Below are 15,044 nucleotides of genomic sequence, written 5' to 3' on the forward strand. Positions count from 1 at the left end.
AGCAGACAAACTGCAGCCATTAAATCATGGATTTACTTCAGTTAATAGAAAAAACTGGTCGGTTTAGTATGGCTAGACTCTGCGTTTACTCGCTTCTCTCATCTAGTGCAGTGACTCAACGCTGTATGTTTCATTGCAGCACCGATGAATTTAAATTCGCCGATAATCTAGCCTATTGTTTTATCAGGTAAAAACAATGGTCCTAAAGGCTGTTTAGGGATCCCAAATTCAGCTGGATAATCTACATCAACGAGATAAAGGCCATTCGCTTTTGCGGTTGCGCTCGCTTTGGTGCGGTCCTTTAAAGCCAATAACTCAGGCATCCACTCAACAGGTAAACGTCCCGACCCAATATCAAGTAATGTTCCTGTGATATTCCTCACCATGTGGTGTAAAAATGCGTTTGCCTTAATATCGATAACAATAAAATCACCAGTACGGCTAATATCGACATGGTGAATATTTCGAAATGGCGTATGCGATTGGCAATGCACAGCGCGAAATGAGCTAAAATCTTGCTCACCAAGTAAGTGTTGCGCTGCAATGTGCATTTTTTCTGCATCGAGCTTTGGGTAATGGTGGGTAATACCTGAACGCAAAATTGCAGGACGGTATGCATGGTTCAAAATGACATAACGATAACGTCTTGCCGTTGCACTAAAACGAGCGTGGAAGTCTTCATTTACCACCGTCGCAAAGCGGACAGCAATATCATCAGGCAGTTGTGAGTTTGCGCCGAGTGCATAGGCCTTTAAATCACGCGGGTTGTGCGTGTCAAAGTGAATGACCTGCCCCGTTGCGTGCACACCCGCATCCGTTCGTCCTGCACAAAAAATCTCGACAGGGTGGTCACTGATTTTAGACAGCACCTTTTCAATTTCTTGTTGCACACTATTTACGTGGTTCTGGCGTTGCCAACCACTGTAGCGCTCACCTTGATATTCTATGCCTAACGCAAAACGCATTATTCTGACTCTGTACTGATTAAACTGTGGCGCATTGTAAGAAATATTACTTAATATTAAAAGCTAAGGGCTGCAAACGCAGCCCTTTAATCTATTTTCAGCTTATATAACGCGTTATTTCGTTCTAAGTAGCAACTGCTCCGCTTCTGCTGTCAAGCTATCAGGACCGTTGTCTAAAACATCTTGAATGCTTTGTGCAGCCGATTCTAAATCGCCGATTTCTAAATAAGCTCGAGCAAGATCCAGTTTGGCTGAAAAACCGCCTTCTTCAGCATCTACATCTACTGCATTTTCGCCAGCTAAAAACTCTTCAAAATCGCCTAAACCAACATCCATATTGATTTCTTCGTATGGCTCGTTTTCCAGCTCTGCATCATCACTTTGTTCAAGCAATGACTCAATATCAACGAAATCCTCAGACGCGATAGCCTGACCTTCTGTAGATATCTCCACGTCTTGAATATCTTCATCAGCCAACAAGGCATCAAAGTCGACGTGCAGCTGATCCTCATCGGGATCCAAAGGTTCTGGCTCTGCAAGCTCATTCAATAACGCGTCGAAGTCAGTTTGTGTGAAGTCAGCCATGAATTCATCTTCAATAGCCTGTTCATCAACAAGAGGTGGTTTCTCAATGTCTGGTTGAACCGTTTCCTCGTCGTTTTCTGCCTCTTCATCAAACTCTTCAACCTGACCTAACGCGTCATCCAATTCAGCCAAAAAGGCTTCTGGCGTTCTTTCTGAATTATCAGATTGTTTAGGCTCATCGTCTTGTACAAAATTTGCCTCATCGAATTGAGATGAATTAAGTTCATCTTCTAAATCTTCTTCTACGCCACTCGAAATCTCTAACTCATCTTCAAAATCGTCGAGACTCAGCTTGTCATCATTGAAATCACTTGAGTTAAGCTCAGCGTCTAAATCAAACGCACTATCATCTAGAACGTTGTCATCCGCAGTGACTTCGAATTCGTCGTCCAATTCTTCTTCAAATGAAAATTCTTCCGCGTCTGTATCTTCTTCTGACTCAGCCTCAACCGTGGCGGCATCACTTGTCGCTTCGAGTTCGTCGTCCAACTCGTCTTCAAGTGAAAACGCTTCCGCGTCTTCGAGCGTCATTGCATCATCAGTAAACGCATCGGTGTTTAGCCCCGCATCGAGCGCCGACTCGTCGTCAAGCAGGGTTTCTGCGTCTGTGTCTTCTGATGACTCGGCCTCAACAGTCGCAGCATCACTTGTCGTTTCGAGTTCATCGTCCAACTCGTCTTCAAGTGAAAATTCTTCTGCATTTTCGAGCGTCATGGCCTCATCAGTAAACGCATCCGAGTTTAGCTCAGCATCGAGCGCCGACTCGTCGTCAAGCAGCGTTTCCGCGTCTGTATTTTCTTCTGACTCAGCCTCAACAGTCGCAGCATCACTTGTCGTTTCGAGTTCATCGTCCAACTCGTCTTCAAGTGAAAATTCTTCCGCATTTTCGAGCGTCATGGCCTCATCAGTAAACGCATCCGAGTTTAGCTCAGCATCGAGCGCCGACTCGTCGTCAAGCAGCGTTTCCGTGTCTGTATTTTCTTCTGACTCAGCCTCAATAGTCGCGACATCACTTGTCGTTTCGAGTTCGTCGTCCAACTCGTCTTCAAGTGAAAATGCTTCCGCATTTTCGAGCGTCATGGCCTCATCAGTAAACGCATCCGAGTTTAGCTCGGCATCGAGCGCCGACTTGTCGTCAAGCAGCGTTTCCGCGTCTGTGTCTTCTACTGACTCAGCCTCAACAGTCGCAGCATCACTTGTCGTTTCAAGTTCACCGTCCAACTCGTCTTCAAGCAACGTTTCCGCGTCTGTATTTTCTTCTGACTCAGCCTCAACCGTGGCGGCATCACTTGTCGTTTCGAGTTTATCCTCCAACTCGTCTTCAAGTGAAAATGCTTCCGCATCGTCGAGTGGCATTCCCTCATCAGTAAACGCATCGGAGTTTAGCTCCGCATCTAAATCAAACTCATTTTCATCATTTTGAGCTTGTTCATTTACATCTACAGACAATGTATCCGTATCGCCGTCGAGATCAATTTCGGATCCGAATGCATCATCAAGCTCCGAAGAAACCTCGTTATCGTCACCATCAAAAGCTAATTCGGGGTACTCTTCAAGTTCGGCACTTGGTGTTACGACATCTTCTAATGTCTCGTCTTCTGACGTTAGGTCGATTTCGTCCACCAGCGGATCATCACCAAGATCGATGTCGACTTCCTCGACATCGTCATCAAGTGGGTCATGCCATTGTGGCTGCTTTGGAGCTAATTCGTCTTCCGTTGCTTGGAGTTCATTTAAAAGTTGATCAACATTTTTAAAGTCACCTAACGCCTGCTCCTGCAGGTCATCTTCTTGACTACTTTCGCCATCTAGCTGTGCGAGTAAATCATCTCCATCAATTAACTCAGCTTCATCCGGTGCATTATCTTCAAAAGGATCAATCTCAGATTGTTCTGATGATTTTGGTGTTTCTGCAACGTCATTCAAATCACCAAATTGCGTATCATCCAAGACATCTTGCAGAGATGCCAAATCACCAATCTGTGGCTCAAATTCTTCAGAAAGACTGTCTTCTGACAAAGCGTCTTCTGCAGGGTCTTCTTCCAGAAGCGCATCAAGGTCGTCGAGTCTCTGGCTCTTCAGAAAGACAGTCTTCTGACAGTACGTCTTCTTCTGGTTCTTCTTCCAGAAGCGTATCAAGGTCATCGAGTTCTGGATCTTCTAAAAGACCGTCTTCTGACAGTACGTCTTCTGCTGGTTCTTCCTCCAGAAGCGCATCAAGGTCATCGAGTCTCTGGCTCTTCAGAAAGACTGTCTTCTGACAAAGCCTCTTCTGCTGGTTCTTCTTCCAGCAGTGCATCAAGGTCTTCGAGTCTCTGGATCTTCTAAAAGACCGTCTTCTGACAGTACGTCTTCTTCTGGTTCTTCTTCCAGAAGCGCATCAAGGTCATCGAGTCTCTGGCTCTTCAGAAAGACTGTCTTCTGACAAAGCGTCTTCTTCTGGTTCTTCGTCCAGAAGCGCATCAAGGTCATCGAGTCTCTGGATCTTCAGAAAGACTGTCTTCTAACAAAGCGTCTTCTTCTGGTTCTTCTTCCAGAAGCGCATCAAGGTCGTCTAACTCTGGATCTTCAGAAAGACTATCTTCTGACAGTAAGTCTTCTGCTGGTTCTTCGTCCAGCAGTGCATCAAGGTCATCGAGTCTCTGGCTCTTCAGAAAGACTGTCTTCTGACAGTGCATCTTCTGCTGGTTCTTCTTCCAGAAGCGCATCAAGGTCGTCTAGCTCAGGCTCTTCGGAAAGACTGTCTTCTGACAGTAAGTCTTCTGGTGGTTGTTCTTCCAGAAGCGCATCAAGGTCGTCTAGCTCTGGCTCTTCAGAAAGACTGTCTTCTGACAAAGCGTCTTCTTCTGGTTCTTCTTCCAGAAGCGCATCAAGGTCATCGAGCTCTGGCTCTTCTAAAAGACCGTCTTCTGACAAAGCCTCTTCTGCTGGTTCTTCTTCCAGAAGCGCATCAAGGTCGTCTAGCTCTGGCTCTTCGGAAAGACTATCTTCTGACAGTAAGTCTTCTGCTGGTTCTTCGTCCAGCAGTGCATCAAGGTCGTCGAGTTCGAGCTTCTTCTTCCAACAAAGCATCTATGTCAGCTAACTCTGTATCTTCAGAAAGTGATTCTTCAGACAATTCGCCTAAATCAGACTCTTCATCTAATAGCGCGTTAATGTCATCGAGACTTGCATCTTCAGTCAACGGTTCTTCAGCGAGTAACTCATCTGAATCGGCAACCGCAATCGTATCTTGCGTGTCTTGCACGTCATCCAACAAACTATCAATGTCATCAAGGTCGAATGGTTCTTCGGCAAGTTCATCCGTTGATTCAGAGGGATCGTCTAAATCAATATTCGCATCTAAAAGTGCATCAATGTCGTCCGCATCGACGGGGGCATTGCTTTTCTCGTCTTGAACTTCATCTAAGAGTGAATCGATATCATCGACTTCGTCGAGTAAATCATCTTCATCCAACAAATCATCTAAGTCATCGGCCTCGTCTGTAATTTCGTTTCCTTCAGAACTAGACTCCTTTTCGAGATTTGCCGAATCAATGAGACTGTCAATGTCGTCTAAATCAAACTCTTCGTCCTCTTGGACGGGGGCATTATTTTCAAGCAAAGAATCAATATCAACATCTACATCATTGTGCGTGTCGGTTGCTAATTCTTCACTCAATGCGGCTAGTGCATCATCACTGACATCCAGTGTATTGTCGTCTGAAAGATCAAGCTCGTCGTCGGAGCCTGCTACTTCTTTAAACAAATCGTCAATATCATCTGCACTGAGAATATCACCACCATCTCCCGCAGACTCAACATCTAGATCGATTTCATCAATCGCGTCGCCGTCAAAGTTTTGTTGTAAGAAGTCATCTAAATCGTCACCAGTATCGAGAGCGTCGATGTCGCCAATTTCGTCATCAAACGCAATGTCTTCCGAAAGCAAACTGTCTAGTTCGTCGTTGTCTAGAACACTATTCGAATCTTCAAATGCATCTTCCTCAAGGTCATCAAACATGATGTCATCTTCAGGCAACATGTCGTCATCAAGTTGAACGCTGAGATCATCATCAGACGCAACTGCAGCGCCTGTTGCCATGCCAGCAGCAGTCGCTGCACCGATTGGACCTAAGTCTAGAGGGTCTAAATCATCTTTTTTACTTGGGGATTTAGGTAAGAAATCATCGTCATCATCGGAATGAGCCGTTTTGGATTTGCGTTTACGTAAGAAAAACACAAAGCCAATAAGGGCTAAAAGACTTGGTATAGTCGCAAGCAGAGTTATGGCGAGTGGTGAGGAGAGGTCAAATTGGAATTCACTCGCTTGTTTTTTTTTTGCTTCTTGTTGTGCGATTAGTTCGCGTTGCTGGTCGATAACGGCTTGCAACTGTCTTTGAATATCACTGTCTTGACCAAGCTGTTGGCGAACGGTTTCTATTTCTTTTGAAATACTTCCAAGTTGTTTTTTTAGTTTGTTGTTCTCTTGAAGTATTTCTTCTACGCTTTTTACTGACGTTTTAAATTCATTTTGTAATTCAACCAAACGTGCATCTTGTTCAATGCGAATATTTTTAATCGCATCTTCCAATTCTTGCTTAGCCGCATCAACGTCCACTTTGCGCGCTTGAGTTACTTTTTTCTTTGCCTCTTCAATGGTGTTTTCATCTAACATGCCACTCTTTTTGAGATCCCATAAATGGTCATCTTGTTCTGAGCGCTGACGGGCAAAAATCGGGTTAACCTTACGGACTTCACCCATTGAAGGAATTTGGAGGTACGCGCCACTGCGCATATGGTTGAGATTTTGATCTAAAAAGGAATCCGGATTTTTTTCATAAAGCGCCACCATCACCTGATAAATGGAGACAGACTCGTCCGGCCGCACTTTGGCAGCAATCCGCCATAACGTATCGGTTGGCTTAATTGGGCCAATCGCACGCCCTTGCATCCCGTAGTCAACTCCCTTGAGCACTCGCAGAGGCGTTCCCTCTTCAGGATGGACTGGAGTGACAAGCAATGCAGACGCTAAAATACAAAATAAGGCTAAACCGCGCATGCTGATCCCTTAAAGTCATACCCGCCAAAAAAGCGAGCGATAATATTTCAAACTACTACCACGTCAACAGTTCGTCACGTGGTATCTTATAATTTTATTAAGCAAGCTCTATTCCACATCCAAACTATAAACCAGAAAGGCCGGAATATCCATTGCAAGATATTGAAAATTAACATGCTTATAGGAACAAAGTAGGAGCAAATTTAAATACCAACTTTGCAATAAAATGAGAATAGATCATAAAACGCGGAAATGGAGAATTCGTGCGGCAAAAAACCGCACGAATAGTCAGTTTTAAAGGTATGACTCAATTAACGCTTCTGCGATTTGTACGCTATTCGTCGCCGCACCTTTACGAATGTTATCAGACACAATCCATAGATTTAATCCATTTGGATGTGAAATATCCTGACGAACACGACCAACAAACACATTGTCGTTGCCACTCGCATCCGAGACAGCGGTAGGATAATCTTGCTCATCTTCAATCAACTCAACGCCCGGCGCGTCACGCAGCAAGTCTTTTACGTGTTGTAAGTCAAACGGCATGCGCGTTTCAAGATGTATCGCTTCTGAGTGACCATAAAACACAGGGACGCGAACGGCTGTTGGGTTAACCATAATCGTGCTATCGCCAAAAATCTTCTGCGTTTCCCACACCATTTTCATTTCTTCTTTGGTGTAGCCATTTTCTTGAAACGCATCGATTTGCGGGATAACGTTAAACGCGATTTGCTTTGGGAAAATCTCGTTTTCCATTGGGCGACCATTCATTAAGTTGGCCGTTTGACGCACTAATTCTTCAACGGCTTCTTTGCCTGCACCCGATACCGACTGATACGTTGTTACGTTGATTCTATCAATACCGTAAGCGTCATGAATTGGCTTAAGCGCTACGAGCATTTGGATAGTTGAACAGTTTGGATTAGCAATGATGTTGCGATTGCGAAAATCAGCCAGTGCTTCACGGTTAACTTCTGGCACAACAAGTGGCACATCATAGTCATAACGAAAATGTGAGGTGTTATCGATCACCACACAACCCGCTTCTGCAGCGATTGGTGCGTATTTTTCAGACACACTACCACCTGCCGAAAACAGGGCAATATGCGCATTCGCAAAGTCAAATTCTTCAACGTCAATTACGGTAATTTTGCTTCCCTTAAAATCCACGTCTTCACCTGCACTGCGGCTACTCGCAAGCGGATATAACGTATCAACTGGGAAGTTACGCTCTTCCAAAATTTCAATCATTTGGCGACCTACAAGACCTGTAGCGCCTACAACCGCAACATTAAATTTCTGCGACATGGTAATCCTCTTTTCAAATAGGGCGTGTCGTAAAGCCCAACTGCGCCAATGTAGACGCTTGCAATGTATTACATTCTACCGCTAACGTGCTAAATTCTCTACGCACAGGGTAGTTTTTACGCAGATAGTCAAAACCTTTTGTCGTGATATTTCGTCTTAGCAAGCCATCATCTCGACGTACGTCATAGATTAAATGAACCAGTCGACCTAAATCCGTCATTTCAAACTCGTTCGAAATGGTACATTTATCCAATGCTGGATTCGGTAAAAACTGGGTGAGCGTTTTATCCGGCTGAAAGCCTACAAGACGACTGAGCGCTTGATACAGCATCTCTGTGCCTCGGGCTTTGCCTTCTAACGTATGACCCGCAATATGCACAGATGCAAAGCGAACGAAAGGAAGTAAATCTAACGCAATATTAGGTTCATTTTCCCAAACATCTAGCGCGAGCTCAAGCCCCAACCCACGCTGCATCAAATGCAATAAAGCTTGGTTGTCGATGACATCGCCTCGGCTCGCATTCACTACAATTGTGCCTGGTTTTAATTTTGCCAACCGCTTTTCACTGAGCAAATGTTTCGTCGCGTGCGCTCCGGTTTTAACCAATGGCACATGACAAGTAATAATATCGGCTTCGGTAAGCAACGTATCAATGTCGATGTGTTCATCAAGCGAACCTTGCTCATGACGAACAGGGTCACAGAGCAGCAATTCAACATCAAGCGCAGCCAGCTTATGTCGTAAACATTCACCAATATTTCCCAGTCCTATGATACCGATTTTCTTGCCTGAAAGTGGCTCATTTAGTTCTTGGGAAAAGGCAAACAAGGTACTAATTACGTATTCAGCAACGGCAATGGCGTTGCATCCCGGCGCACTCGAAAAAGCGATTTGGCGCTGAGATAAGAGTTCGGTATCGACATGGTCAATCCCTATCGTTGCGGTGCCAACAAATTTCAACTTTACTGCTTGCTTTAGTAATTCAGCATTCACTGGCGTGACAGAGCGAACCAAAAGCACATCCGCATCTCGGACCGCTTCAGGACTTAAGTTCCTGCCATCAAAGCGTACAACATTGCCAATATCTGAGAAATACTCCTCCACCAACGGCATATTTTGATCCGCAAGGATTTTCATTACAAACTCTTTGAATTTAATTGGGGTTATGTGGGTCGCTATTGTAACTGATCCCACGCGTTTTGGCAGGAAAGATGCGAAGGAATTGTAAAATGCATTGATTTTACCTTTCCTTCGTCAAAGGGAGATGCAGCGCTTATCGCGAGTACATTAGAGCTTAAATTGCACGCCTAGATTGACCGTTGTGCCAAGACCTTTAACGTTATAACTGCCATAAGCGTAGGATTGCGAACGAGACGGGTAATAATCTAAATTGAGTAGATTCTGAATACCAACATAGCCTGATAATTTAGGCGTGAACTGATAGTTACTATTTAGATTTACGACGAAATAGCTGTCCACTGGCCCTTGATCCGCGCCATATTTACCTGATGCATCCGGATCAAAACGTTTTCTATCACCCACGTAAATACCGTCAACATTCACGATTAATCGATCAGTCGCTCGCCACTTCACGTTTACGGTCCCCTTCGGTGCATTGATTTGACGCGAACCTAGGTAGGTATCTGTACTCGTTTGCTTCCCTTCTACAAAGCTATAACTTGCTGTCATTTGCAAAGCACGCGAGAAGTCATGACTTATCACCGCTTCGTAGCCCCAAATACGCTGTGGAGCACGCAAAGGTTCGTAGACACCCGTTTGCGGATTGAGCTTATTCGACGTCCCTAATTCTGACAAACTTCGAAATGCTGCGAATTCAAAGCGTGTCGATTCAAACTGTGACCTAAATCCCATTTCATAATTATCAATAATTGCGGCTTCCGTTTGGATATCCGCAATATCCGACACTGTTGCGGCTCTCAACAATAATCCCAAATCAGAAATGTCGGCGCCTTGTGACATGCTTACAAACGGGCTAAACGCCTCACTCCAATTGTACTTAATGCCCAGATTATAGGTTGTCGCGCGATATTCTAAGGTGTCGCCTTTGACATCTACCGCAGTTGAACACTGTGTCGCTGACGTACATAACTTCAACGTTGAATAGTCATCAACTTCTAAGTCGATGCGCTCGTTTCGTACGCCCGCTTTGACAATAAAATCATTATTGAAGACCCATTTAGTTTGCAAAAAGCCCGCTGCACTTTGCATGTCCATTTCTGGCACCCAAACACGCCCATCTACCAAAGGTTGTGAAGTCGTGTCGTTGAGAAGGTCGACACCATAGATGAAGGTTGCCTCCGTATTTGAAAACGTCAATTGCGTGTTAAACGTTGAGCGTAGGCCTGATTTCTCTGACCGAATGATCGATTGCCCACCGTCTAGCCCTAAGTCGGGATTTGCGAGTCGAGGTGAATAGAAGAAAACGTTTTCGATTTTCTGTGAGTACAAGTCAACGGTAAGTTGCGTGTCACCAAAAATAGCGTTATCGATGTATTTTATTGAGACGTTTTCATTGCCATCAGGACCTTGCGGTTTACCTTGTTTTTGTAAGGCTTTCGGCACGTGAATCGCGTAAGTTTTTGTACCGGTATTGATATCATTGACCACATCACCAAGATCCGTTTTTTGCTGTGAGCGATAAAAGTTGTAACTCACACTCAGCGATTTATCCGCATCGATGTCATAACCAAGCTTAGTGAAATAGTTTTCGGTTACAGAATCAGACAAGCCATATTGCAAACCAAGGATGTCACCTTCTGCGTCACGTTGAACGCCATTTTCTTCATAGCTCGCCACAAACAAGTAATTAAATTTGTCTAAAGTACCATCTACCGCCCCGGAGAACCGAGCACCTGCAGATTCTTCTAACTTAACGGCGCTAAAACGACTGCTGACGTTTACTTCACCATTCACAGGCGCACCACTTTGTGATTTTTTGGTGATGAAATTAATAATCCCTCCTGCCGCACCATTTCCATAAATCGACGTTGCGCCTTTTATAACTTCAATCCTCGCTATCGCACTTGGGTCAATTGTTCTAATGTCGAGTGCCCCGTTGCGCAAAGGTGTTGACTGAGGAACGCCGTCAATCATAACCAATGGGTTTCGGCCTCGGAGGGTTTGTGATGAGTTACTTGAAGAACCCGTGTCTGCAGCCATGCCTGGCACCAAAGCACCTAGTATACTTTGTAATTCTGGATTGATTTTTAACTGTTCTTGTAGCGCTTGCTGGGTAATGATGGTGATTGAAGCTGGTACCTCGTCCATGCTTTCAGCAACACGCGATCCTGTGACAATAATACGTTCAAGAGATTGCTCTTGAGGTGCTTTAGTTTCACTTGCATAAAGAGATGCTGATATACATAAAGAGAGTAAAGACAAAGAGGTAGAAAGTAAGCGCATAGTAGGTCCCAAATCGCCAAATAGAGTTCCGAATTTGGACGCATCCTAACTTTTCATAAATTTTATTGCAAACTATTCTCATTATTATTTGCAATAATATTATTTATTTCTGCAAACCTTGTCTCTTGCCAACTTACTAACTTTAATCAACTTTTGCGCTTATATTGATTTTTATCTCGGTTTGATTTTTCGAGTATGTAGAACATTTACTTATTTTAAAGTAGAGCCGCTCCCCACGTCTTAAAGTCTTAGAAAACAAAAAACCGAGCTAGGCTCGGTTTTTACTCAAAGGCTGGACTCAATTAACCTTTGTACTTTTGCATTACTAGCGTTGCATTTGTGCCGCCAAACCCGAAGCTGTTTGACATAACAATATTCAGTTCCGTATCTCGACGTTCTGTGACGATGTCCAAGCCCTGCGCTTCTGCATCTAACTCTTCAATATTAATTGAAGGCGCAACGAAGTTATTTTCTAGCATAAGTAATGAGAAAATCGCTTCATGTACACCCGCTGCACCTAACGCGTGACCTGTCATCGCTTTAGTCGCGCTAATTGCTGGTGAGTCATTGCCGAATAGCTCTTTGATAGCGCCTAATTCTTTTACGTCTCCAACTGGTGTTGATGTGCCGTGTGTATTTAGGTAATCAACTTTACCTTGTACACCCGCCAGTGCTTGTTTCATACAACGCACCGCACCTTCACCTGATGGTGCAACCATGTCATAACCGTCAGAGGTTGCACCGTAACCAACGATTTCGGCATAAATGTGTGCACCACGCGCCAAGGCATGCTCAAGCTCTTCAACAACAACGATACCGCCGCCACCAGAGATAACAAAACCATCACGGTTTGCGTCATAAGTACGAGATGCCTTTTCTGGCGTTTCATTGTACTTTGTTGAAAGTGCGCCCATCGCGTCGAATTCCATCGCCAATGTCCAGTGAAGCTCTTCACCACCACCTGCGAAAATCACGTCTTGCTTGCCAAGTTGAATTTGCTCAACCGCATTACCAATACAGTGTGCTGACGTTGCGCACGCTGAACTAATTGAATAGTTCACACCTTTGATTTTAAATGGTGTTGCCAAACACGCTGACGTCGTGCTCGCCATTGTACGAGGCACCATGTAAGGACCAACTTTCTTTACGCCTTTTTCGCGTAGAATGTCTGCCGCTTCAACTTGATATTTAGAAGAACCGCCACCTGAACCCACGATAAGGCCCGTACGCTCATTTGACACTTGCTCTTCCGTCAAACCTGAATCTTCAATTGCTTGCTGCATTGAAATATACGAGTAAGCAGCAGCGTCACCCATAAAACGGAATGCTTTACGGTCTACTAATTCTTTTACATCGATATCAATTTTACCTGATACCGTGCTACGTAAATTGTACTCAACAAACTCTTCGTTGTGAGCGATACCGCTTTTACCTGCTTTTAATGATTCTAATACTTCATGCTTGTTGTTACCGATGCTTGATACTACACCGATACCCGTAATTACGGCTCTTCTCATGGGAATTCCCTTAGAACTATACAAAATTGCAATTATTTTACGCTGAAACTTAATGCAAAGTGGTCAGCTTTCCAGCGTACACACGTAAACTGAAATCAAATTTATAAATAACAACGGACTAAAGCAAAGAAAACTCGTAAAATAGTCAAAATTCTTTGATCTGAAGTCCGCTAATGATCCAAAACGCCAAAATACATTTTAATGAACTAGGTACTCCGGTCGCCGATGCATTTGACGACGTGTATTTCAGCAACGACGACGGCCTCAAAGAATCACATTACGTCTTCTTCATTCAAAATCGTATCGATGAGCGGTTACAAAACCATGACCGTGAGCATTTTGTTATTGCAGAAACTGGTTTTGGAACTGGATTAAACTTTTTAAACGCGTGGCAACAGTTCGATGCACTTCGCGACACAAGAAAAGTTAAACGACTCCATTTCGTCTCATTTGAGAAATTTCCCATCAATCAGGCAGACTTGGAAAAAGCCCTTTCAGCTTGGCCTACTGTTGCACATTACGCAAAACAGCTATGCAGTCAATATCCAATGGCCTTAAAAGGTTGCCATCGCTTAGTCTTTGACAATGGTAATGTTGTCCTTGACCTATGGTTTGGAGACGTTCAAGAAAGTTTACCGCAAATGAGCTACAGCGACCGAGGAATTGTTGATGCTTGGTTTTTAGATGGATTTGCACCAAGTAAAAACCCTGAAATGTGGCAACAATCATTGTTTGATGAAATGGCAAACATAAGTCGTAAAGGTGCGACAGTGGCGACGTTTACTGCTGCGGGGTTTGTTCGTCGAGGCCTCATCGACGCTGGTTTTAACATGGTCAAATCTAAAGGCTATGGTCGAAAACGGGAAATGCTCACAGGTGAGCTTAACAACGTCACTGATGCCAAGCATGAAAAAGTGTATTTTACTCATGCGCCGCGCACGCTGGACCGAGTTGCCATCATCGGTGGCGGGATCGCCAGCGCGTCACTAAGCTTTGCGTTGGCTAAGCGAGGGAGATCCGTGTCAGTATTTTGCGCGGATAACGAATTTGCAATGGGGGCATCGCACAATCGTCAAGGTGCTGTTTACCCGCATCTACAGGCCGATTTTACCGTTCAAAGTGAAATGTATGCGCATAGCTTCCTATACGCCAAACGACTGTACCAACAACTCTTGAATGAAGGGTTTGATTACGCACATCAATGGTGTGGTGTATTGATCCAGGCGATTAGTCAAACAGTGGCCGAGCGCCAAACCAACATTATGGACAAAGCGACTTGGCCTGACGCATTACTGCGTAAACTAGACGAACAGGAAGCTGACCAAATTGCAGGCCTTCCTACGGGCCACAGCGGATTGTTTATCGAGCAAGCCGGTTGGGTAAGTCCACCTGAATTAACGCAAGCAGTGAGTGCGAAAGCGGCGTCATTAAAATCAATGGACACCCATTTTAACTGCAAAATATTGAATATTGAACCTACCGACAGTGGCTGGTTATTGCATACTGGCTCCGAGATATTCGGACCATTTTCAGACGTATTTGTCAGCGCAGGCGAACACAGTGATGGGTTTACACAAACCTCTGCGCTGCCTCTTCACGGCGTGCGAGGTCAGGTTTCACACATTCAAGCCTCAAACAATTCGATGAAACTTAACACCGTGCTTTGCCATAAAGGGTACTTTACACCTGCTCATCAGGGCGAACACTGCATGGGCGCAACCTTTGATAAAAACACAAAGTCGCGTGCGGTCACTAACGAGGACAACCAAATTAATCAAGCGCAGTTGGCTCGTTTTTATGGCGACCAACCGTGGTATCAAACCCTTGGGGAAATCACTGGCGCTAAATCGGCCGTTCGCTGCTGTTTCTCTGACCACCTTCCCATGCTCGGTGAGGTAATAGATGAAAGTCGCTACGATCACGCATTTGGTAATCTTCGCAAAGGCAAACATTATGATTTTGCTCAGCTCGAAAGGCCACATGAAGGGCTTCACGTCTTTACTGGATTTGGCGCCCGAGGACTATGCAGTGCGCCGCTACTCGCAGAGCATTATGTTTCTTGTTTACTGGATGAACCAAGACCTTTATCTGAGCGACTAAACGAAGGCCTTCACCCTGCCCGTTTTGTGATCCGTGGTCTGCTTAGAAAAGAACGATAGATTTCGGGTAAAACTCGTTGGCGTGGACGTTTTGAATCCTTA

11 protein-coding genes are annotated in these 15,044 nt (G+C 44.6%); 1 reads left to right on the forward strand and 10 read right to left on the reverse strand.

Annotated features, from left to right (window positions below; all coding sequences use genetic code 11):
* Nucleotides 1–167: 167 nt before the first annotated feature.
* The 10 genes from truA to fabB form a co-directional block, all read right to left on the reverse strand.
* The gene (truA, locus tag J5O05_RS03655; protein WP_208843639.1) at nt 168–965 is read right to left on the reverse strand and encodes a tRNA pseudouridine(38-40) synthase TruA; all 798 of its coding nucleotides are present in this window, start codon (nt 963–965) and stop codon (nt 168–170) included.
* Between the two features lie 114 nt (nt 966–1,079).
* On the reverse strand, nt 1,080–3,695 hold the full coding sequence (locus J5O05_RS03660) for a FimV/HubP family polar landmark protein (protein WP_208843640.1): 2,616 nt from the start codon (nt 3,693–3,695) through the stop codon (nt 1,080–1,082).
* Nucleotides 3,696–3,848: 153 nt separating this feature from the next.
* Nucleotides 3,849–4,013 carry a hypothetical protein gene (locus J5O05_RS03665; RefSeq protein ID WP_208843641.1) on the reverse strand — a complete coding sequence of 55 codons (165 nt, stop codon included), beginning with the start codon at nt 4,011–4,013 and terminating at the stop codon, nt 3,849–3,851.
* Between the two features lie 5 nt (nt 4,014–4,018).
* On the reverse strand, nt 4,019–4,228 hold the full coding sequence (locus J5O05_RS03670) for a hypothetical protein (RefSeq protein ID WP_208843642.1): 210 nt from the start codon (nt 4,226–4,228) through the stop codon (nt 4,019–4,021).
* On the reverse strand, nt 4,182–4,622 hold the full coding sequence (locus J5O05_RS03675; RefSeq protein ID WP_208843643.1) for a hypothetical protein: 441 nt from the start codon (nt 4,620–4,622) through the stop codon (nt 4,182–4,184). The genes J5O05_RS03670 and J5O05_RS03675 overlap by 47 nt, the downstream gene beginning before the upstream one ends.
* Nucleotides 4,582–6,591 (reverse strand): FimV/HubP family polar landmark protein, encoded by a 2,010-nt coding sequence (locus tag J5O05_RS03680; RefSeq protein WP_208843644.1) that lies wholly within the window; start codon nt 6,589–6,591, stop codon nt 4,582–4,584. Before J5O05_RS03680 ends, J5O05_RS03675 begins: the two co-directional genes overlap by 41 nt.
* A 294-nt stretch (nt 6,592–6,885) precedes the next feature.
* Complete coding sequence (locus J5O05_RS03685; RefSeq protein ID WP_208843645.1) at nt 6,886–7,902, reverse strand: aspartate-semialdehyde dehydrogenase; 1,017 nt, start codon at nt 7,900–7,902, stop codon at nt 6,886–6,888.
* Between the two features lie 13 nt (nt 7,903–7,915).
* The gene (locus J5O05_RS03690) at nt 7,916–9,040 is read right to left on the reverse strand and encodes a 4-phosphoerythronate dehydrogenase (protein WP_208843646.1); all 1,125 of its coding nucleotides are present in this window, start codon (nt 9,038–9,040) and stop codon (nt 7,916–7,918) included.
* Between the two features lie 150 nt (nt 9,041–9,190).
* Nucleotides 9,191–11,326, reverse strand: coding sequence for a TonB-dependent receptor (locus J5O05_RS03695; RefSeq protein ID WP_208843647.1), 2,136 nt, complete (start codon nt 11,324–11,326; stop codon nt 9,191–9,193).
* Between the two features lie 302 nt (nt 11,327–11,628).
* A complete protein-coding gene (gene fabB, locus J5O05_RS03700) occupies nt 11,629–12,843 on the reverse strand; it encodes a beta-ketoacyl-ACP synthase I (RefSeq protein ID WP_208843648.1) in 1,215 nt (404 codons plus the stop codon).
* A 173-nt stretch (nt 12,844–13,016) separates the two neighbouring features.
* On the opposite strand from fabB, the gene mnmC reads away from it, so the two are divergent.
* Nucleotides 13,017–15,002, forward strand: coding sequence for a bifunctional tRNA (5-methylaminomethyl-2-thiouridine)(34)-methyltransferase MnmC2/FAD-dependent 5-carboxymethylaminomethyl-2-thiouridine(34) oxidoreductase MnmC1 (mnmC, locus tag J5O05_RS03705; RefSeq protein ID WP_208843649.1), 1,986 nt, complete (start codon nt 13,017–13,019; stop codon nt 15,000–15,002).
* The last annotated feature ends 42 nt before the right edge of the window (nt 15,003–15,044 follow it).

Origin of the sequence: Pseudoalteromonas xiamenensis (assembly GCF_017638925.1) — a bacterium.
GTDB classification, from domain to species: domain Bacteria; phylum Pseudomonadota; class Gammaproteobacteria; order Enterobacterales; family Alteromonadaceae; genus Pseudoalteromonas; species Pseudoalteromonas xiamenensis.

Bases quoted from the DNA above. Each gene is read 5' to 3' on its own strand.
- truA (WP_208843639.1), bottom strand. From the start codon at position 965: ATGCGTTTTGCGTTAGGCATAGAATATCAAGGTGAGCGCTACAGTGGT.
- mnmC (WP_208843649.1), top strand. From the start codon at position 13,017: ATGATCCAAAACGCCAAAATACATTTTAATGAACTAGGTACTCCGGTC.
- J5O05_RS03680 (WP_208843644.1), bottom strand. From the start codon at position 6,591: ATGCGCGGTTTAGCCTTATTTTGTATTTTAGCGTCTGCATTGCTTGTC.
- J5O05_RS03665 (WP_208843641.1), bottom strand. From the start codon at position 4,013: ATGCGCTTCTGGACGAAGAACCAGAAGAAGACGCTTTGTCAGAAGACA.
- J5O05_RS03695 (WP_208843647.1), bottom strand. From the start codon at position 11,326: ATGCGCTTACTTTCTACCTCTTTGTCTTTACTCTCTTTATGTATATCA.
- J5O05_RS03660 (WP_208843640.1), bottom strand. From the start codon at position 3,695: ATGACCTTGATACGCTTCTGGAAGAAGAACCAGAAGAAGACGTACTGT.
- J5O05_RS03675 (WP_208843643.1), bottom strand. From the start codon at position 4,622: ATGCTTTGTTGGAAGAAGAAGCTCGAACTCGACGACCTTGATGCACTG.
- J5O05_RS03690 (WP_208843646.1), bottom strand. From the start codon at position 9,040: ATGAAAATCCTTGCGGATCAAAATATGCCGTTGGTGGAGGAGTATTTC.
- J5O05_RS03685 (WP_208843645.1), bottom strand. From the start codon at position 7,902: ATGTCGCAGAAATTTAATGTTGCGGTTGTAGGCGCTACAGGTCTTGTA.
- fabB (WP_208843648.1), bottom strand. From the start codon at position 12,843: ATGAGAAGAGCCGTAATTACGGGTATCGGTGTAGTATCAAGCATCGGT.
- J5O05_RS03670 (WP_208843642.1), bottom strand. From the start codon at position 4,228: ATGCACTGTCAGAAGACAGTCTTTCTGAAGAGCCAGAGACTCGATGAC.